20 protein-coding genes and 1 pseudogene are annotated in these 18429 nt (G+C 64.5%); 9 read left to right on the top strand and 12 right to left on the bottom strand.

Annotation, left to right across the window (positions count from 1 at the left end; genetic code table 11):
- Window positions 1–28: 28 nt before the first annotated feature.
- Both QH290_RS08665 and QH290_RS08660 read left to right on the top strand, forming a co-directional pair.
- Window positions 29–244 carry a hypothetical protein gene (locus QH290_RS08665; RefSeq protein WP_280265175.1) on the top strand — a complete coding sequence of 72 codons (216 nt, stop codon included), beginning with the start codon at window positions 29–31 and terminating at the stop codon, window positions 242–244.
- Between the two features lie 132 nt (window positions 245–376).
- Window positions 377–539: pseudogene (locus QH290_RS08660) on the top strand (IS256 family transposase); the annotation flags it as partial.
- Between the two features lie 19 nt (window positions 540–558).
- Here QH290_RS08660 and QH290_RS08655 read toward each other — a convergent pair.
- The 12 genes from QH290_RS08655 to QH290_RS08600 form a co-directional block, all read right to left on the bottom strand.
- Window positions 559–1551 carry a lytic transglycosylase domain-containing protein gene (locus tag QH290_RS08655; protein ID WP_280265174.1) on the bottom strand — a complete coding sequence of 331 codons (993 nt, stop codon included), beginning with the start codon at window positions 1549–1551 and terminating at the stop codon, window positions 559–561.
- A 115-nt stretch (window positions 1552–1666) separates the two neighbouring features.
- A complete protein-coding gene (locus QH290_RS08650; protein ID WP_280265173.1) occupies window positions 1667–2692 on the bottom strand; it encodes an ABC transporter ATP-binding protein in 1026 nt (341 codons plus the stop codon).
- 59 nt (window positions 2693–2751) lie between these two features.
- The gene (locus QH290_RS08645; RefSeq protein WP_280265172.1) at window positions 2752–3207 is read right to left on the bottom strand and encodes a hypothetical protein; all 456 of its coding nucleotides are present in this window, start codon (window positions 3205–3207) and stop codon (window positions 2752–2754) included.
- Window positions 3208–3272: 65 nt separating this feature from the next.
- Window positions 3273–3908 (bottom strand): hypothetical protein, encoded by a 636-nt coding sequence (locus tag QH290_RS08640; protein WP_280265171.1) that lies wholly within the window; start codon window positions 3906–3908, stop codon window positions 3273–3275.
- Window positions 3884–5302 (bottom strand): MCE family protein, encoded by a 1419-nt coding sequence (locus QH290_RS08635; RefSeq protein WP_280265170.1) that lies wholly within the window; start codon window positions 5300–5302, stop codon window positions 3884–3886. Before QH290_RS08635 ends, QH290_RS08640 begins: the two co-directional genes overlap by 25 nt.
- Entirely contained in the window at window positions 5299–6453 is a 1155-nt protein-coding gene (locus tag QH290_RS08630; protein ID WP_280265169.1) for an MCE family protein, read from the bottom strand. Before QH290_RS08630 ends, QH290_RS08635 begins: the two co-directional genes overlap by 4 nt.
- Window positions 6450–7559: an MCE family protein gene (locus QH290_RS08625; RefSeq protein ID WP_280265168.1), complete on the bottom strand. Its 1110-nt coding sequence runs from the start codon at window positions 7557–7559 to the stop codon at window positions 6450–6452. The genes QH290_RS08630 and QH290_RS08625 overlap by 4 nt, the downstream gene beginning before the upstream one ends.
- Window positions 7556–8557: an MCE family protein gene (locus QH290_RS08620; protein WP_280265167.1), complete on the bottom strand. Its 1002-nt coding sequence runs from the start codon at window positions 8555–8557 to the stop codon at window positions 7556–7558. The genes QH290_RS08625 and QH290_RS08620 overlap by 4 nt, the downstream gene beginning before the upstream one ends.
- Window positions 8558–9562 carry an MCE family protein gene (locus QH290_RS08615; protein WP_280265166.1) on the bottom strand — a complete coding sequence of 335 codons (1005 nt, stop codon included), beginning with the start codon at window positions 9560–9562 and terminating at the stop codon, window positions 8558–8560.
- Window positions 9559–10830 carry an MCE family protein gene (locus QH290_RS08610; protein WP_280382487.1) on the bottom strand — a complete coding sequence of 424 codons (1272 nt, stop codon included), beginning with the start codon at window positions 10828–10830 and terminating at the stop codon, window positions 9559–9561. The genes QH290_RS08615 and QH290_RS08610 overlap by 4 nt, the downstream gene beginning before the upstream one ends.
- 11 nt (window positions 10831–10841) lie before the next feature.
- A complete protein-coding gene (locus tag QH290_RS08605; RefSeq protein ID WP_280261203.1) occupies window positions 10842–11663 on the bottom strand; it encodes an MlaE family ABC transporter permease in 822 nt (273 codons plus the stop codon).
- 67 nt (window positions 11664–11730) lie between these two features.
- Complete coding sequence (locus tag QH290_RS08600; RefSeq protein ID WP_280261201.1) at window positions 11731–12462, bottom strand: MlaE family ABC transporter permease; 732 nt, start codon at window positions 12460–12462, stop codon at window positions 11731–11733.
- 524 nt (window positions 12463–12986) lie between these two features.
- Between QH290_RS08600 and QH290_RS08595 the strand changes: the two genes are divergently transcribed.
- The 7 genes from QH290_RS08595 to QH290_RS08565 form a co-directional block, all read left to right on the top strand.
- Window positions 12987–13658, top strand: a complete 672-nt coding sequence (locus QH290_RS08595) for a response regulator (RefSeq protein ID WP_280261199.1) — start codon at window positions 12987–12989, stop codon at window positions 13656–13658.
- A gap of 138 nt (window positions 13659–13796) precedes the next feature.
- Complete coding sequence (locus QH290_RS08590) at window positions 13797–15296, top strand: aldehyde dehydrogenase family protein (RefSeq protein WP_280267277.1); 1500 nt, start codon at window positions 13797–13799, stop codon at window positions 15294–15296.
- Between the two features lie 108 nt (window positions 15297–15404).
- On the top strand, window positions 15405–15515 hold the full coding sequence (gene mftA / locus QH290_RS08585; protein WP_280267278.1) for a mycofactocin precursor MftA: 111 nt from the start codon (window positions 15405–15407) through the stop codon (window positions 15513–15515).
- Window positions 15505–15795, top strand: coding sequence for a mycofactocin biosynthesis chaperone MftB (gene mftB, locus QH290_RS08580; protein ID WP_280267279.1), 291 nt, complete (start codon window positions 15505–15507; stop codon window positions 15793–15795). The genes mftA and mftB overlap by 11 nt, the downstream gene beginning before the upstream one ends.
- A gap of 16 nt (window positions 15796–15811) precedes the next feature.
- The gene (gene mftC, locus QH290_RS08575; RefSeq protein ID WP_280267280.1) at window positions 15812–17014 is read left to right on the top strand and encodes a mycofactocin radical SAM maturase; all 1203 of its coding nucleotides are present in this window, start codon (window positions 15812–15814) and stop codon (window positions 17012–17014) included.
- Window positions 17015–17044: 30 nt separating this feature from the next.
- Window positions 17045–18217 carry a pre-mycofactocin synthase MftD gene (gene mftD, locus QH290_RS08570; protein WP_280267281.1) on the top strand — a complete coding sequence of 391 codons (1173 nt, stop codon included), beginning with the start codon at window positions 17045–17047 and terminating at the stop codon, window positions 18215–18217.
- A partial coding sequence (locus QH290_RS08565) for an SDR family NAD(P)-dependent oxidoreductase (RefSeq protein ID WP_280382486.1) occupies window positions 18217–18429 on the top strand: 213 nt, incomplete at its 3' end. The genes mftD and QH290_RS08565, both read left to right, overlap by 1 nt.

The following is an 18429-nucleotide window of genomic DNA, read 5'->3' as shown; positions in this document are numbered from 1 at the left end:
GGCGGCATACACGCGGGCGGGTTTGGCGATGCCCCTCTCGATCAACCGCGCGGCGGCCTCGTGCCGCCACCGCGAACCCTTCGTCTCCCACGCCCGCCGCAACTCGCCCGGCGTGGACCCGATATCCGCCAGCACCGCCAATGCTTGGGCGCTGTGCAGCGAATCCTGCTCGCTGCGGAGCGCTTTCAGCGTATGTTTCAGTCCGGTGATGGTGCGTTCGATCACCCGCAAGTCGTCTTTGTGAGGTATCAGGACATCTTCACCCTTCTGTGCGCAAGACATACCCACCCGCTCCTGGGAGGATCGGAAGAGACCGTGCACCAGCACTGGAGTGGATACAAATCCCGAACAAACAGTCGCATCCCAGCGGGTCGGGGGAGAGGATAACTCCCGCGACGGAACCCGGGCGTGGACGGTGTTGGCCAAGATCGGGCCGGTCGAGATCGAGGTGCCCCACGACACCGATTCGCCGCTCGAACCGCAGACCGTGAAGAAGCGGCAGTTGTCGGCTGACCGGGATGAACGAGATCGTATTGTCGACCGTGTAGCTGGCCCCGGTCAGGCCACCCCCAGCGGTCGGTGCTGACCGTCGGATGGCGGTGGACACAGGATGCCGCAGGGGATCGGCGGCAGCCCTGGAATGACGATCATCGGCTCTTGCTGGACTGGAAGGCCGCGTTCCAATTCCATCTCAGGTTGTGGTTGGGCCTGCTGCTCCGGTTCCGGAACAGGGTCGGCTGTAACGGGATTCGGCTGGCCCGGGTCGGGCCGTGGCGACAGGTTCGGCGCTGGGACCTCCGAGGGAGGTATCACGTCCCCGCCTCCTCCGTACGACGCTGACCAGCGCAGCACATCCGAGGCGTAAGACATCGAGTTGTTGTATCGCAGAACGGCCTGCAATCGCTGGTCCGGATCGCCCAGGTCCGCACCGCCCGCGCACAGATATCGGCCCGCGGCCAGGGCCGCGTCGAACATGTTGTTCGGATCGGCGACGGCGTCACCATCACCGTCCGCGCCCGAGTACGCCCACGTGCTCGGCAGGAATTGCATCGGGCCTACAGCACGGACGAACCCGCCCCGACCGTCGGCGATCACCTCGTTGCCGGGCAGCGTTCCATCGAGCGCCGGTCCGAGGATGGGGGTCACCGTCGTGCCATGAGCGTCGACATTACCGCCGCTCGCATGCCCAGACTCGATGCGCCCGATGCCCGCCAGCAGACTCCAAGACAATTCGCAATCCGGCTGGGAGCGAGCGAGAATAAGCTCGGCATTGCGGTAGGCGGCCAGCACGATCTGTGGGATCCCCTGGACGCTGGGTTGGCTCGTCTCGACCGCTGTTCCGGCGGCGACCGTCGTGATCGGCCGCGAGATCGGCTCTGCGGTATCGGCGACCGGTGCCGAGCGCAGGCGGATTGGTGGAGGCGTCTCCGCTGGAACAAGTCCCACGGTCGGACCTGAATCCGTCTGCATACCCGCGGCGACCGGCTCTGTCGTTGCTAGCGATGCGGGTCTATGCGGATGGAAGATTGCTGACGACGTGGACATGAACATTCCGACGATGCTCAGTGTAGCGAGGGCGACGCGATGGAAAGCCACTGCCGGTCACCCCAGTCCATCCTTGTACACGCGGCGTGATGGGTCGGAGCCAAGACGCGGGCACACTGATTCAATCGGCATTGCCCGCTCCTTCCAACACGACGGTCGGCGGATCCGAATCTCTATGGAGGTCCGCCAGGATCGCCTCCTGCGCAACCGGTGGGAGGGTGTGCATGATCTGACGAACCCGCTCGCGTCGGCGGTGGACCGCTTGGCGAACCGGGGAACCCGGGGTCGCCTGCATTTGCGGAATGATGCCCTCGACCTCTTCCGCGCCACCGTGGTGGTGACCAGCATCGAACATCGCCTGTTCGCGCGCCATCTGGGCTTCGTCCTTTTCTTCGGACATTCCGATAGGGCCCTGCATGCGTCCGTTGAGGAACTGCTTGACAACGGGCTCGTCCGAGGTCAACAGCACCTCACGGGGACCGAACATGACTAGGTTGCGGCGGAACAGCATGCCGATGTTGTCGGGCACGGTGCGGGCCAGGTTGATGTTGTGGGTCACGATGAGGATCGTGGCGTCGATCTGCGCGTTGATGTCGATCAACATCTGCGACAGATACGACGTGCGAACGGGATCAAGACCGGAGTCGGGCTCGTCGACGAGGATGATCTGCGGGTCCAGCACGAGGGCCCGGGCCAGGCCCGCACGCTTGCGCATGCCGCCGGAGATCTCGCCCGGGAGCTTGCCTTCCGCACCGAGCAGACCGGTCAGCTCGAGCTTCTCCATGACAATGTTCTTGATCTCGGACTCGGTCTTCTTCGTGTGCTCGCGCAGCGGGAAGGCCACGTTGTCGAACAGATTCATCGAGCCGAACAGCGCGCCGTCCTGGAACAGCACTCCGAACAGTTTTCGGATCTCGTACAGCTCCTTGTTGGAGCAGGCGGTGATGTCGGTGCCGTCGATGAAGATCGAGCCGTGCTCCGGGCGCAGCAGTCCGATCAGAGCCTTCAGGAAGACGGACTTGCCGGTACCCGAGGGCCCGAGCAGAGCGCTGACTTCCCCCGACGGCAGGGTCAACGAGACATTCTGCCAAATTCGCTGCGAACCAAAGGATTTCGTCAAGTTGGAGACGGAGACTTCGACGCCCATAGCAGGCACCTCTTTTCACGATTGCATGTCGAATAGGTCGGCGCGGCGCTGATCTGCGATCAGACCGGCTTGATCTCGGTGATCAACCAGTCGTCGCCGAAGCGGGACACGGTTACCTGCACGCGACTACCGTCGAGCTTCGTGGCCGGACTATCGGTGCTCGTCGTCGATTGGTTGACGAACAAAAGCAGGTGCGCGTCATTGCTGGTCGCGCTGACGATTGCGCTGTCGACCACCTGCGCCTTGGTGACGACCTGCCGATTCTTGGCCGAGGGGGCGATCACCCTCTGACTGACATCGTCGAACTGGGCGCGGAAGTCGCCTCCCAGCAGTTTCAGCGCGTCGGTGAAATGCGCGTCGACGGTGTTGTGGTCGTACGAGAGTATCGTGGGGACCGACTGAACAGCGAAGTCGCGGGCCTCTTGCGCGGTCGTGTCGACACCTCGCGCCCTTGCATCGCCGATGGCCGTCACCGTCGCGGTGGTCACCACGCCGACGGCCAGGACAACCGCCACAACGAGAAACCAGGTGTTGTGCGCTACTCGTGTCACCGCGGCCGCACCGGGGATTCGCGCGGCCCTCATGCGACGAACTCCACGTTCGAAAGCAGCCATTTCCCACCGATATGGTCCAGAGTCATTCTCATCCGATACACGCGGATCTCCCCTTGTGGTGCCTCGTTGTTCTTGACGGTGGACGTGACCGCGGCCAGGACGGTGGCCGCGGAATCGGAGGCCGTGACGATGCCTGCCGATGCCACCTGGCCGGTCGACTCGACTCCTCCCTGGGTCAGAAGTTCGCCGAAACCATCGGCCGCGCCGGCGAATTGCTCATGGAACGCACCTGTCGTCCCGGCTTCGACGCGGGCAAGGTCGTCCTTAGCACTTGCGTGGCGAAGGGTGACGAGGTTGACCGCCATGGCGGATGCGGTGGAGAGCACTTCCTTGTCACGCTGATCGGCCGCCCGAGCATCTCGCCAGGCCAGCCCGGATAACACTGTCATCACGGTCCCGGCAATGACAACCACCAATGCCACGGCCAGCACGGCGGTGCGGGCACGCCGCCGGGCGGGCCGCTCGACAGTCACGGGTTCGGTTGCGTCGGGGTCGCCGACCGTGTCGGTCGCGTCCTCGATCTCGGTGTCGTGGACGGCGCCGCCGTCGTCCGGATCATCGGTGACCGCTTCTTCGGTCACCTCATCAGCAGAGACTGCCATGTCAAATCCTCCTTGTCAGCGTGGGCGGGCCGGATCGAGTACAGAGAGCCGTCGGGAGCACGAAATGTGCCGGTGCCTGGGTCGTAGGGGACGGCCCTATCAGCCGCGGACGTTCCGGTATCCGCCGGTGGCGCCGGATCGCCAGGCGACGAGTTGTCCGGCACCGGCTGCGGCGAATAGGGCGCGCCCGGCCGCGACAGCATCTGCGGCCACGTTGAGGGCAGCCCGCCGGGGCAGTTGGCGATTTCGGCCGTACGGACCGAGGGATCGGTGGCACACGGCAAGTTCCGGGCACCGCGAACCACCCGCGCATCCGACTGTGTCAATTTGCAGTATGAATTGGCCTCTGGCTCGGCTGGCGACAGATCGCTGGGATCGCGCCGCGTCGCGGTATAGCCCTCCGTGCACGGCAGCGGATTTGCGGTGTCGCCGAGTTTGATGTCGAGGGGTATCTGTCCGTAGGTCATGTCCGCGCCTTGGAAACCCTGCGCGCTGTAGTTGATCGATGCGGACAGCACCGGGTAGACGACCAATAGGTGCCGCAGACCCGCGACGTTGACGCGGAGCACCTCGCCGACGCTCTGCAGGTTCGCCAACAGCAATGGCACGGGGGATTGGAGATCTGTCAACGTGTCACCAACCGTGTCGAAGAACCCGGGACCGGCGTCGAGGGCGGTTCGAAGCTGCGCATCGCTCATTGCCAGCTGCTGAGTGAATGAAGCCAAATTGTGTGCGAAACTCGAAATTTCGGTGTGGGATCCGTTGACCGCGGCCAACACCGGTTCGGCATCGTCGATCAGACGCTGGGTCGGGCCGATATCGGCCTGTGCCAAGGCGATCAGCGGCCGTGCCGAGTCGATGAGCCGGCCCAGTTCGGGTCCGGCGCCGTCGAACGCGGCGGACAGCTCGTCGACGGTCGTCTTCAGATGGTCCTTGGGCAATGTCTGTAGCAGCGTGTCGACGTTCTTGACGACTTCGGCGGTCGGCACCGGCACTGTGGTGCGCGCGGCCTGAATCACATCGCCGTCAGCGAGGTAGGGTCCGCCGTCCGTGGCCGGGACGAGGTCGATGTACTGCTCGCCGACCGCCGAAACGCTGCGCACATGCGCCCCGGTATCGCGCGGTACCTTCCGGTTCGAGTGCAACTGCAGCGTCGCGGCGACCTTGTCCGGGCGGACATCCAGATGCGTGACCGTGCCGATGTCGACACCACGGTAGGTGACCAGCGAATTCACATAGAGTCCGCCGGCGGTCTCGAGCTCAGCGGTCACGGTGTACATACCGATGCCGGTGTAGCGCTGTAGGCCCATGTAGTTGTACACACTGTTGGAGACGGCCAAGACAGCCAAGATGGCGAAGATGATGAGTTGCGCCCGAACGAGTTTCGATTTCATCGAGCTCCTCCTTGCAGCTGGGTGAGGACCTCTTCGAGGGTCGGGATGTGCGGCCCGGCGGGCGCGGGAACCGACGGCGCCAGCAGCGGATCGGTGGCCTGCCGGGCAGGGTTGAGCCGGATGAGCTGGTCGACCGGGATGCTGCCGAGCACTTTGCCGCCGATCGTCGCCGGGCTGACGTCGAGGGTCAGGAACAGATTCATGTAATCCCCGCGCAAGGCCCGTTCGGTTGTCATGACCGGGAACGGGACCGTCGCGGCGATTTTTAGGGCCTCCGGGATCTTGTCGCCAGCTTGAGCCAGCTGAGTCAGTGCGGGCTGTAAGGCGGCGATGTTCGCGTGCAGGTCGGCGCTGCCGGCATTGAGGACGCGGGTGGCGACGGAGCCGAAGTCGCCGACACGGTTCAGCATCGTGGTCAGTTGCTGCTGCTGGTCGTTGACCACGGCGATGGCGGGCGCCAGTGAGTCGATGCCGTCTTCGATGGTGCCCGTTTGGGCGGCGAGTTCGCTGCCGAGTCGGTCGAGCCCGTCGATGGCGGCGACGATATCGGCCTTCTGCTGGTCCAACCCGGACACGAAGGCCTGGAGGTTGTCGATCAGCGAGCGTAGTGACGTCTGGCGGCCGTCGAGCACGCGGTTGAGTTCGGTGGTGACGGTCTGAATCTGTTGCAGCCCACTGCCATTGAGGACGAGAGAAAGCGCCGAGAGCACTTCTTCGGTCGAAGGGTACTGACTGGTCCTGGCGAGCGGAATAACGTCGCCAGCCTTCAGGGTGCCGGTCGGTTGCTGCCCGGGTGGCACGGACAGCTCGAGGTATTGCGATCCCAGAACACTGGTCTGGGCAAGCCTGGCAGTGACGTTGGCGGGTAGGTGGGCATCGGCGTCGATGTCGAGCCTCAGCGACGCGGTCCAACCTCGGCTGGTAATCCGGGCGATATTGCCGATCACCGCGTTCTCGGCCTTCACCGGCGAGTTCCCGACGAGATTCTGGGCATCGGCGAGCTCGACGGTGACCTCGTAGGTTCGTCCGCTGATGTTGTTGCCAGGCAACGAGATCGAGTTGACACCATCGAATCGGCAGCCAGCGACGGTCACCGATATGGTCGCCGTCAGCACGGCCGCACCAGCCAGGGAGCGAGCTGTTTTCCTCATCGCGGCGCCTTTCCGGTCGCGGCATCGGCGAGCGAGCGCGTGAAAGCGTCACCGGCGCGGCGGCATTCGTCCGCCGGGGCGTTCGCGGTGGTCAACAGCGCACATATCAGCGATTTCGGATCCGGGGGGAAGTCCGCGATCGCGATCGCAGCGGTCACCGAATTCGACTGGGCGTCATAGATGTTGTACAAGTCCGACAGCCCGGTGGGCGCGGTGTGCAGGATCGACGCCAGGGCGTCCTGACGATCGACGAGCAGGCCGGTGATCGTGTTGAGCTTGTTCACATCGGTCTTCAGCGCGGCACGGTTCTGCTGGATGAATCCGGTGACCTCCTGGAACGTGGTGTCCATGCTGGTCAGCAAGGCATCCAGCTCGGTGCGATTGTCGTTGAGCGTCCCGGACAGCGCCGCCAGTTGGCCACTGAACCCCCTGATCCGCTGATCGTTGGTCGCCAGCGCGGTAGTGAACGTCTGCAAATTGCGTACGGTGGCGAACAGATCGGTACCGCCCTGATCCAGGGTGTGCACCGCATCGGCGAGGTTGATCAGCGACTCGTGCAGGGTGCGGCCGTTACCGTCGAGGGCGCCGGCGGTCGCGGTCAGGAACTGGTTGAGCGAACCGTCCGGGTTCTGCGGCGTTGCGCCGAGATCCTGAGTGAGTTTGACGATCTGCTTCTTGACCTCGTCGAATTCGACCGGGACCGCGGTCCGCTCCAGCGGGATGGTCGCACCGTCTGCGAGGGTAGGACCGCCCTGGTACGCCGGTGCTAGTTGGACGTAGCGCCCCGTGACCAGGGTCGGTGCGACGATCGCCGCCTTGGCATCGGCGGGCACCGGATGGCTGTTGTCGTAGGTGAATCGGACGCGAACCTTGTCGCCTTCGGGTTCGATCTCGTCGACCGACCCGACCTGCACGCCGAGGATCATCACACGATCTCCGATGTACAGGCCGGTGGTGTTGCGGAAGTACGCCGTCGCGTGGTTGACGCTCGAGCGGTTGACTGCAGTGACCGTCGCGAGGGTTACGACCGCAGCGGCTACGAGCGCGCCGAGCACCAGGGCTGGGCGGCCGATGCGGGTGCCGAACACGGATCGAATCGAGTTCATCGTGGACCTCCTACGGCGCCAGGAAGCTGCCCGGCGAGGTTGGCCGGCAAGATGTTCTGCAGCATGGCGCCGAAGTACGGCCCGCTGCCGACGACCTCGCCTATCTGTTTGGCGTAGCTTTCGAGCCCGGTCAGCGCGGCGTTGATCTGATCGGAGTTGTTGTTGAGGGTGTCGATCAATGTCTCCAACTGCGTCAGGGTGGGCCCCAGAGTTTCTTGGTTGTCACGTTTGAGTGCGGTGAGTTCATCGGCGATCACCCGAGCCTTTACGAGAATCCGCGCGATGGCCGCTGACCGGCTGTTCAAGGCCGCGAACAGGCTCTGTCCCTGGTCGAGCAGGGCCGACACCTGGGTGCTTCGGTCGGCGAGCACCCCACTCACCCCGTTGGCGTGGGTGAGTAGGTCGCGCAACGCCTGGTCACGACTTGCCACGGTGCGCGACAACCGGCTCAATCCGCTGAGCTGAGTCTGCAGATCCGGCGGCAGGTTCTCCTCAACCGCTGAGAGCTGGTCGAGCGCAGCCGACAAGTCGACCGTGTCGGTGCGTGTCACGGTATCGCCTGTCTCTTCCAGGGAGCGGGTGATGTCGTACCCGGACGAGGTCCGTTCGCGGGGGATGGTGTCACCTGGATGCAGGGTGGCTTGATCGTTTCCCGGTGCAAGTTCGACATACCGGTGTCCGAGCAGGGTGTTCACCTTGATGGTGGCCGTCGCGCCGGCGGTGAGGCGAACCTTGCCAGGCTCGGCGTCGAATTCGACATCGACCTTGTCGCCGTCCAGGGTGATCGTGCGAACCTTGCCGACCGGCACCCCCGCGATCTGCACGTCCGAACCGGTCAGCAGGCCGCTGGCGTCACCGAATTGCGCATGATAAGTCGAGCTGTGTACCAGGCCGCGCAAGGCTTCGTAGTTGAATACGGCTGCCAGCAGCGCGACCAAGACCAGGGTTCCGACGATGCCCAGACGAAGCGGGTCGCGCTCGAGGAACGGTTTCTTCATCTATTTGCACCTTTCAGCCGGGGCCGTGAACATCGGCGTGACATCTCCCGGTCCACCGCCGTAGCGCACCGCGAGACCACAGACGAAGAAGTTCACGAAGCTGCCGTAGCCCCCGGCGCGCCCGCCCAGCCGATAGATCTCCGGCAATTTGGTGAGTATGAGATTGAGGGTGTCGGTCTGGGCGTTCAGCTTGCTCGCCAGGTCGCCGACCGCGCGGATATCCGCGCCCAGCGGCTCCCGGTTGTCGTTCAACACGTCAGCGAGCGATCTGGCCCCGGTATCGATCCGATCGAGCGAACTGGTGAGCTGCTGCTGATCGGCGGTCAGGCCGCGTATCAGTTGCTGGAGTTGATCCAGCAGCTTGGACAAGTTGTCCCGGTGCCCGTCGACCGCTTTGACCGTCGTGTCGAGATTGGTGATGACCGCCCCGATGGCGGCGTCTCGATCGGCGAGGGTGTTGGTCAGCGAACCGATGTTGGCGACCAGTTCGCCGATCGCGGATTCACGGCCATTGAGGACCTGGATCAGCGAGGCGGTGAGCCGGTTGGTCTGGTCGGGGTCCAGCCCGCGCAACAGTGGCCGAAAACCGTTGACGACACGGTCGAGGTCGAGCGCGGAAGTCGTGCGTGTCGCGGGAATCGGACCGCGCAGCGGAGCCGGATCAGGCCGACCTTGTGCCAGCTCGAGGTAGCGGTCACCGATCAGGTTCTGGTATCGGATGCGCGCCTCGGTGCTGGCGGTGAGGGTGTGGTCGATATCGACGGTGAAGTCGACCAGCGCAGTGCCATCGGCTTGCAGGTGCGCCGCATCGACCTTGCCGACCGGCACACCCCCGATCCGCACATCCTCACCATTTCCGAGTCCGGAAGCGTTGGCGAAGACCGCTTGGTAGCTGCGGGAGGGCTGGGAGCGGAAGTTGCCGACGACCGCAGCCACGCCGAATCCGGCGATGGCGGTCACGACAACGAAGATCAGAAGCTTCGCCACTGGTGCAGTGATTTTCATCGGCCGACTCCCGGGAAGAACTGGGCAAAGGGATTTCCGATCAGATCGCCCGGGCCGCGCACCGGACCGTAGGCATGACTGCCGTCGTTGAAATCGGTGTGGCCCAGCGGGTTCGTCCAGTCATAACACTGCGCGGGACCGTCGGCGGCAACGACCGGCAGGTCCTTGGGAGCGGTGTAGGGCGGGTCACCCATCAGCAGCGTCCCCAGAATGTTGAGGCCCGGCATATCGCTGCCACCCACGGCACGTTCGAGGTAGCCGTTGGTCTGTGCCAGGCTCGTGACGAAACAGGGCAGGCTCGGCGCGCGCTCGGCGAGCAGTCCCGTGGTGGGCGCGAGACTGCGCATCGACTCGACCAGCGGCGTACCGGCGGCGTTCGTGAACGAATGGCCGGTGTTGCCGAATCTGGTGAAGCTGAGGATGAATCCGGTGAGGGCCGTCTGCTTCTCGGTGATCGTGTTCCCGGTCGTGGTCAGGTTGTCGAGGGTGCGCATCAGGTCCGGCGTCGCGGGGGGGGCGGCCGCCCCGGGGGGGGGGGGGGGGGCCCCCAACCCCCGCCAAAGTTGGGGGGGGGGGGGGGGAAGGGGGGGGGGGGGGTGGGGGTGGGGGCGCCGGCGGGCGGGCGCCGCGCCCGCGCCCACGTCCGAGGTCGTGGCCGCGGCCGACAGATCCCGCTGCAATGTGGGCAGGCTGCCGTTGAACTGCGCGAGGTAGGTGTCGAGGTTGACCAGTGTGTCGCCGAGTTGGTCTCCGCGTCCGTGCAGCGCCGTCGATACCGCGTTGAGAGCGCCGTTCACCTTGTCGGGTTCGACTGAGCGCAGCACGTTCACCAGCCCTTCGAGTAGATCGTTCATCTCGGTAGGAATCGAGCTGGTGGTGAAGGTGAAACCGGGCGTGATGTGGGTGCTCGCCGGTGTAGTCGGCTGGGTGAGCGCTACGAACTTGCGGCCGAACAGGGTGGTCAGATCGATGCTCGCGGCGGTGTTGGTGGGTATCGACGGGGCGCGCGCCGAGTCGATGTCCAGAGTGATCACGGCTTTGCCGTCCATTGCGCGCACCGTACGGACCCGCCCGACAACCACGTCCCGCATCTTGACGTCGGATCCGGACTCGAGCATCAGCCCCGATCGATCCGACACCAGCGTGACGGTCACCGACGAATTGAACATGCCCCTGTTGACCCCGATCGCGGCCGCGGCCGCGCCGAGCAGGATCACGGCTCCCAGCAGGCCGAGCAGGACGTAGGTGGTCCGGGATCGTTCGATCATGTGGACGTTCATCAGCCCGACACCCGCACTGTCCCGGACGGAACTCCGTAAACTGCGATGCCGACCGCCAGGTCGATCACCATGACCGCGACGAGTGAAGTTCGTACCGCACGGCCGACGGCGGCGCCGACACCGGCGGGACCGCCGGAGGCGTGGTAGCCGTGGTAACAGTGCACGCACATAACCACGACCGCCATGACCAGCACCTTGATCATCGACCAGATAACGTCAGCGGGCCGTAGGAAGACATGGAAGTAGTGGTCGAAGGTGCCGGCTGCCTCGCCGATCATGAACACGGTCACCAGCCGGGTTACGAGGTAACCTACGAACAACCCAATGCTGTAGAGGGGAACGACCGCGATCACACCGGCGATCACTCGGCTGGTGACCAGAAACGGCAGCGAGGGGATGGCCATTGTCTCCAGCGCATCGATCTCCTCGCTGACCCGCATGGCACCCAGCTGGGCAGTGAACCCGGCGCCGACAGTGGCGGTCAACGCAATACCGGCAATCGCCGGCAGGACCTCGCGGGTGTTGAAGAACGCGGAGATGAATCCCGCCAGGGCACTGAGGCCCACATGTGCCAGCGACGTCGAACCTTGTACTCCGACTTCGTAACCCACCGAGCTGGAGAGCATGGCGACGACCGCGACGGTGCCCCCGATGACTGCGAGCGCGCCGGATCCCATGCTCACCTCGGCCAGCAGCCGCAGTACCTCCGATCGGTAGCGGTTGAGCGTGCGAGGCACCGCCGTGACGGCGTGCTGGTAGAACGACAACTGGCGGCCCATCTGCTCCAGCTCGCCGACTGGCGCGGTCGCGATCACGACCATGCGTCGCCCTAATCTCCTGTTTGTCACTGCAATCGTCCTGTCGTTGGTCGAGTCGATGTCCGCGATGTCAGTCCAGGGCAATCGTGGTGATCACCGAGTTCGCGAGAAAGAGCAGCAGGAAGCTGTAGACGACGGTCTGGTTCACTGCGGCGCCGACGCCCTTGGGGCCGCCGCGCGCGCTGAGGCCCAGATGGCAGGCGACCAGGCCTGCGAGCATGCCGAAGACCGCGGCCTTGACCTCACTGACGAGAAAGTCACCGAGCTTGGTGATGATCGACAGAGCCGTCACGTACTGGCCTGGCGAAGCGCCCTGGAGATACACCGTCGCGACGTAGCCGCCGATGAGACCGACCGCGGAGACCAGCCCGTTGAGAAATACCGCGATCACGATCGAAGCGAGTACCCGCGGGGCGCACAGCCGCTGGATCGGATCGATGCCGAGCACCTTCATCGCATCGATCTCTTCGCGGATGGTCCGGGACCCCAGGTCGGCGCAGATGGCCGTCGACCCCGCACCCGCCACGACAAGTACGGTGACGATGGGCCCGATCTCGCGGACGATTGCCACGCCCGCGCCCGCGCCCGACAGATCGACGGCGCCGACCTCACCCAGCAGGATGTTGATCTGGTAGACGAACATCATGCAGAACGGGATCGCCATCAGCAACGCTGGCATGATCGACACCGAGGCGATGAACCAGGCTTGCTTGACGAATTCGTCGGTGTGAAAGGGCCGCTTGGGGATTGCTCGCAGGGTCGCCAGCGCCGTGGCGTAGAAACCGCCGACCGCTCTCGGCACGACGGCCAGGCTCGTCCTCCATGCCCCGGACGTTCGATCGGGCCCGATCGGCTGATCGCCCGGCGGGGATTCATGCGGAAGCACACCGGCGTCGGCCCGTGGCCCGGAGTTATTGGTTCTCTGCATTATGTGACCCTCGTGACTCGTCTAGTCCGCATTTCCCTCTGCGGGTGGCGGGTAGATGCCGAGCGAATCCAGTTCGACCCGGAACCTCGGCAAGCCGGCTGGTGAGCCGGACCGGCCCGGTCCGGCCGAATTCGCTGAAACCCCCAGCGGGCGGTCGTGCCGTATCCTCGGCACAGGGGCGAACGGTCCGAACCTGCGCCGGTGCTCGTGCTCCGAGTCCGGCCGCTGGCATCCACTGGTAGACGATGGCTTGCGGACGTGATGTGAACCACGTCCACGCGGGCCAACGTATGTCCCTTTCGGGCCTTGGGCTGGTAGGGCGGGAACTAGATAGCCGTGCCGACTGGAAGCGACGAAAACGGAATTAGGATTAAGAAATACCGATTAGTATCGGCGGTGTGGAAGTCGCGCTAAAAATCGTGATCATCGATGATCACGACCTGTTCACCGAAGGTTTGACGCTGCTGTTGAGCCACCGATTCTCCGACCTGTTCACGGTGGTCGGTACGACATCCCACCCGGAAGAGGCCCCCAGTCTGATCGCTCGATGTCAGCCCGACATCGCCATTGTCGATCTCAACATGCCCCCGTTGGGCGGTCCGGCGGTGATCCGTTACATCAAAGCGCGTCGACCCGAGATCAAGGTGCTTGCGCTTTCCGGAGCCAACGATGTCGAGTTAGCTGAGAGCGCACTGCACGCCGGCGCTGACGGATACCTCTCGAAGACCTCTCGACCCGACGATCTGCTGTCGCCGCTGCGCATCCTGGCGGCTGGGCTGCGTGTCGTGGACCCGGAACTACTCGATCACCTGCTGCGCAGCAGCCGCAAGCCTCCCCAGGAGCTGCTGGATCGGTTGACCTCCCAGGATCTGAACCTGTGGCAGCTACTCGCTACCGGAATGGAAACAATCGACATCGCGCAGCGGATGCTGGTGTCCGAGCGTACTGCCAAACGCATGATCGCTGCCCTGCTGAACAAGATCGGCGCTGGCAACCGGATCGCTGCCGCCGCCATGGCGGGCAGTTTGGGCGTGCTCAACGACGGCGACGGGCCTACGGTCGTCGGCTGATCGCCAGGAGGGTGGGAGCGGCCGACCGGAGGTCGGCCTGCACGGGCCAACGTTGGCCCCCGAGCGAATCGTCCGGTCAGCTACTTATCGGGCAGTCTTCGGAGTGACAGCCGTCACGGCCCGAAAGGCTTTTCCTAGATGACACTCACCGTTCCCGAGATCTCACCGAGCATACGGACATTCCTGAAGCGAGCTACCCGCAGCATCATCATCGACGGCGATGGGTGGTTCGCGTCGCTCGGCGGCGAAATCGAAACGAGGGATCCGGCAACCAATCAGCGACTGACCGCGATCGCCTCGGGTACAAGCGTCGACGTCGACGCCGCCGTGAGATCGGCTAACGAGGCACTCCCGGTGTGGCAGGGACTCACCGCCGCGGCGCGCGGGCGCATGCTCGCCACGCTGGGACAGCTGATCGAGGACAACGCCGAAGAACTCGCGATCATCGAGACACTCGACAACGGCAAGCCGATCAATGAGTCGCAGTACCTCGATATCCACCTGACGTCGAGTTGCTGGACCTACTATGCCGGGTGGACTACGAAACTGACCGGTCAGACCATCCCGGTTTCGCCACCGATCGGTGACGCCTTCGTGTACACCCGGCGTGAACCACTGGGAGTCGTCGGTGCGATCGTGCCATGGAACTTCCCCCTCCTGATCGCCTCGTGGAAGCTCGCGCCGGCTCTCGCAGCTGGTAACACGGTCGTGCTGAAACCCTCCGAAGTCACATCGCTGACCGCGATTCGCCTGGCCGAGTTGGCGCTGGACGCCGGCTTCCCCCCGGGAGTGCTGAACGTTGTGACCGGCTACGGCGCGGAAGCAGGTCAATCACTCATCGATCACCCGGGCGTCGCCAAGATCAGCTTCACCGGGTCCACCGAAACAGGCCGACAGATTGTCGTAGCGTCGGCCGCGCATCTGAAGAAGCTCACCCTGGAATTGGGAGGCAAGTCCGCGAACATCGTGTTCCCGGACGCAGATTTGAGCGCGGCGGCAATGGGCGCCGTGACGGCTATCTACACCAATCAGGGCCAGGTATGTTGCGCCGGCTCGCGGCTTTTCGTTCACGAGGATATCCACGACGAAGTCGTCTCACAGATAGAAGCGTTCGCGCGAGAAATTCACCTCGGTCACGGTCTGGATGAAACCACCGACATGGGTCCATTGGTGTCGGCGACACAACTCGCGAGAGTCGAAGGCTACGTCGAGTCCGGGTTGTCCGAAGGTGCGACACTCGTTTGCGGAGGTTCGCGCCCTGGCGGCGAAGTCTACGCCGGTCATTTCCTGAAGCCCACCATGTTCACCAACGTGCGCGACGAGATGAGAATTGCGCGGGAGGAGATCTTCGGGCCGGTCCTTTCCGTGTCGACCTTCCGGGACGAACACGAGGTCGTCGCGCGTGCCAACAAATCACACTTCGGTCTGGCCGCGGGGGTGTGGACCAGCGACCTCAAACGGGCTCATCGGGTCGCCCACCGTCTGGAGGCCGGAACCGTATGGCAGAACATGTACAACATGCTCGACGCCGCGGCACCTTTCGGGGGCTACAAGCAGTCGGGCTACGGCAGGGACCTCGGCGAGGAAGCACTGCTCGGCTATACGCAGACCAAGTCGGTCTGGGTGGGCCTCGACTGAACTCCGTTGTCTCACTCGCACGTCAAGGCCTCAGAACCTGGTCGAGTACACAACGTCATCGACGCACCATCACACCATTCATCCCCGCAAATTCGAGGAGAGCATCCCATGAGTGAAACAGCAAGCAACCAGGCAGCAGTCGCCACTGATGACATCGTGGTCGAGGAAGACCTGCTCGTCGAAATGGTCTCGATCGACGGTATGTGCGGTGTCTACTGAGCCCGTCGCGTTCGATCCGGCCCTGCCGTACGCACTGGCAGGGTCGGTGGCTCTGCGACCCGAACCGTTCGGCGCACTGGTCTACGACTACTCCACCCGTCGGCTGTCGTTCTTGAAGACTCCGCAGTTGGTGACCGTCGTGCGTGAACTCGAACATCACCCTGACGCGCGCAGTGCGCTCACCGCGGCCGGCATTCCCGCTACCGAGGTGGGCCAATACCTGGGCGCCCTGGCTGGACTGTGCGAGTCCGGCACGATCCGGCCGCGCCGTGTGCGTTAGGTGAACAAGGAGACCCATGAAACTGGTGCAGCATTTCGAACACGGCCTCACCTCCCCGATCTGCCTTACCTGGGAGCTCACCTACGCTTGCAACCTGGCGTGTACCCACTGTCTGTCCTCCTCGGGCCGCCGCGATCCGCGCGAGCTGAGCACGGCCGAGGCCAAGACGGTTATCGACGATCTGCAGCGGATGCAGGTCTTCTACATCAATATCGGCGGCGGTGAACCGACGGTGCGCTCGGACTTCTGGGAGCTCCTCGATTACGCGGTCGATCACGGTATCGGCGTGAAGTTCTCCACCAACGGGGTACGGCTCACCCCCGAGCGCGCCAACAAGCTGGCTGCCTCCGACTACGTGGATGTGCAGATATCCATCGACGGCGCGACCGCCGAGATCAATGACGCGGTGCGCGGGACAGGCTCGTTCGCCACCGCGTATCGGGCGATGGAGAACCTCGCCGAGGCGGGTATGGAGAACTTCAAGATCTCAGTGGTGATGACTCGCCACAATGTCGGACAGCTCGATGAATTCAAGGCTCTCGCAGATCATTTCGGCGCACAGCTGCGGATCACCCGGCTTCGGCCGTCCGGTCGCGGCGCCGACGTGTGGCAGGATCTGCACCCGACAACCGACCAGCAGCTGACGATCTACGATTGGCTGATAGCCAATGGCGAGAACGTGTTGACCGGTGACTCGTTCTTCCACCTCAACGCACTCGGCTCCACACCGCTGCCCGGCTTGAACCTGTGTGGCGCAGGCCGGGTGGTGTGCCTGATCGACCCGGTCGGCGACGTCTACGCCTGCCCCTTCGCGATTCACGACGAGTTTCTCGCAGGTAGTGTCCGCGACCAGGGTGGCTTTGAAACCGTCTGGCGCGCATCGGAACTCTTCACCCGGCTACGGGAACCGCAGACCGGAGGCGCGTGCACCTCGTGTGCGGCCTACGACTCCTGTCGCGGTGGCTGCATGGCCGCGAAATTCTTCACCGGACTGCCCCTCGACGGCCCGGATCCCGAATGTGTGCGCGGCAATGCCGAACTCGCGCTGGCCGGGGTGGGCGGCAACCGGCCACAACCCGACAAGGACCACTCCCGCCGCAGCCGCAGGCGAACCGCGGTGACGTTGGGCATGCCCTCGATACGGGGTGTGCCGTCGACATCGCCGACCGCCGCGCCCGATCGCGCATGCGATACCAGTCCGCTGGCCGGACTTCGGTAAAGCGCATATCAGATAAGGATCTTCATTCAGATGGCAAACACGCGAACCTGGTTCGAATCCGTCGCCGAGGCGCAACGGCGCGCGAAGAAGCGGGTACCCAAGTCGGTGTATCTGGCCTTGCTGGCGGGGTCGGAGGGCGGGGTCTCGCTCGCGGACAACACCGCGGCGTTCGCCGAACTCGGCTTTCGCCCGCACATCGCCGACCTGCCCGCGACGCGCGACCTGACCACGACCGTTCTGGGGCAGGAGATCTCGATGCCGGTGATCTGCTCGCCGACCGGCGTGCAGGCCGTCGATCCGGACGGTGAGGTCGGTGTCGCCCGGGCCGCAGCTCGCTCGGAAACGGCGCTCGGGTTGTCCTCGTTCGGCTCCAAGCCGATCGAAGAGGTCGTCGCCGCGAACGAGAAGACCTTTTACCAGGTGTATTGGCTGGGAAGCAAAGAGGACATGGTGGCACGGCTGGACCGGGCCCGGGAGGCCGGAGCCAAGGGGCTGATCGTCACCCTCGACTGGGTTTTCGCCACCGCCCGCGATTGGGGTAGCCCCGCCCTGCCCGAACGCATCGACTTGAAGACCGCGCTGACATTCGCGCCTCAGGTGCTCACCCGCCCCGGCTGGCTGTGGCGGTTCGCTCGCTCGGGCAAGCTGCCGGATCTCACGACCCCGAACCTGGTTCCGCGCGGTGCGCAAGGGCCGACGTTCTTCGGCGCCTACGGCGAATGGATGGGCACTCCTCCGGCGACCTGGGATGACCTGGCATGGCTGCGAAGCCAATGGGACGGCCCTTTCCTCATCAAGGGCGTCTCTCACCCCGACGACGCCAAACGCGCCGTCGATGTCGGCGCCACCGCCATCTCGGTGTCGAACCACGGCGGCAACAACCTCGACTCCACTCCCGCCTCGATCCGACTTCTGCCTGGCATAGCGAAAACCGTCGGCGGACAGGTGGAGATACTTCTCGACGGTGGCGTCCGCCGGGGCAGCGATGTGGTCAAGGCGCTTGCGCTGGGCGCCCGGGCCGTCATGATCGGCCGCCCCTACCTGTGGGGCATGGCTGCGGCCGGCGAGCACGGGGTACACAATGTCCTGGAGGTGCTGCGTCAGGGCATCGACTCCACCCTGTACGGGCTCGGCCTCGAGTCGATTCATAGTCTGACCCCCGATGACGTCGTCATGCCGGACGGGTTCACCCGAGGCCTCTGATGGCCAATGCGCCCGTCGCCATCGTCACCGGTGCCGCTCGCGGTATCGGAGCCGCCACCGTGCACAAGCTGGCCGACGCCGGCTGGCGGGTGTTCGCCATCGACGTCTGCGCCGACGACCTCGGGGTCCCCTCCGCGCCCGCTACAACCGAGCAGCTGTACTCGGTTGTCGCGGCACACGACGGAGCTGTTGTCGGTGTCGTGGCCGATGTC

Origin of the sequence: Nocardia wallacei, from assembly GCF_029869545.1 — a bacterium.
Classification (GTDB): domain Bacteria; phylum Actinomycetota; class Actinomycetes; order Mycobacteriales; family Mycobacteriaceae; genus Nocardia; species Nocardia wallacei_A.
Note: the sequence above shows the minus strand (reverse complement) of the source record. Positions and strands in the feature narration are given on the sequence as shown.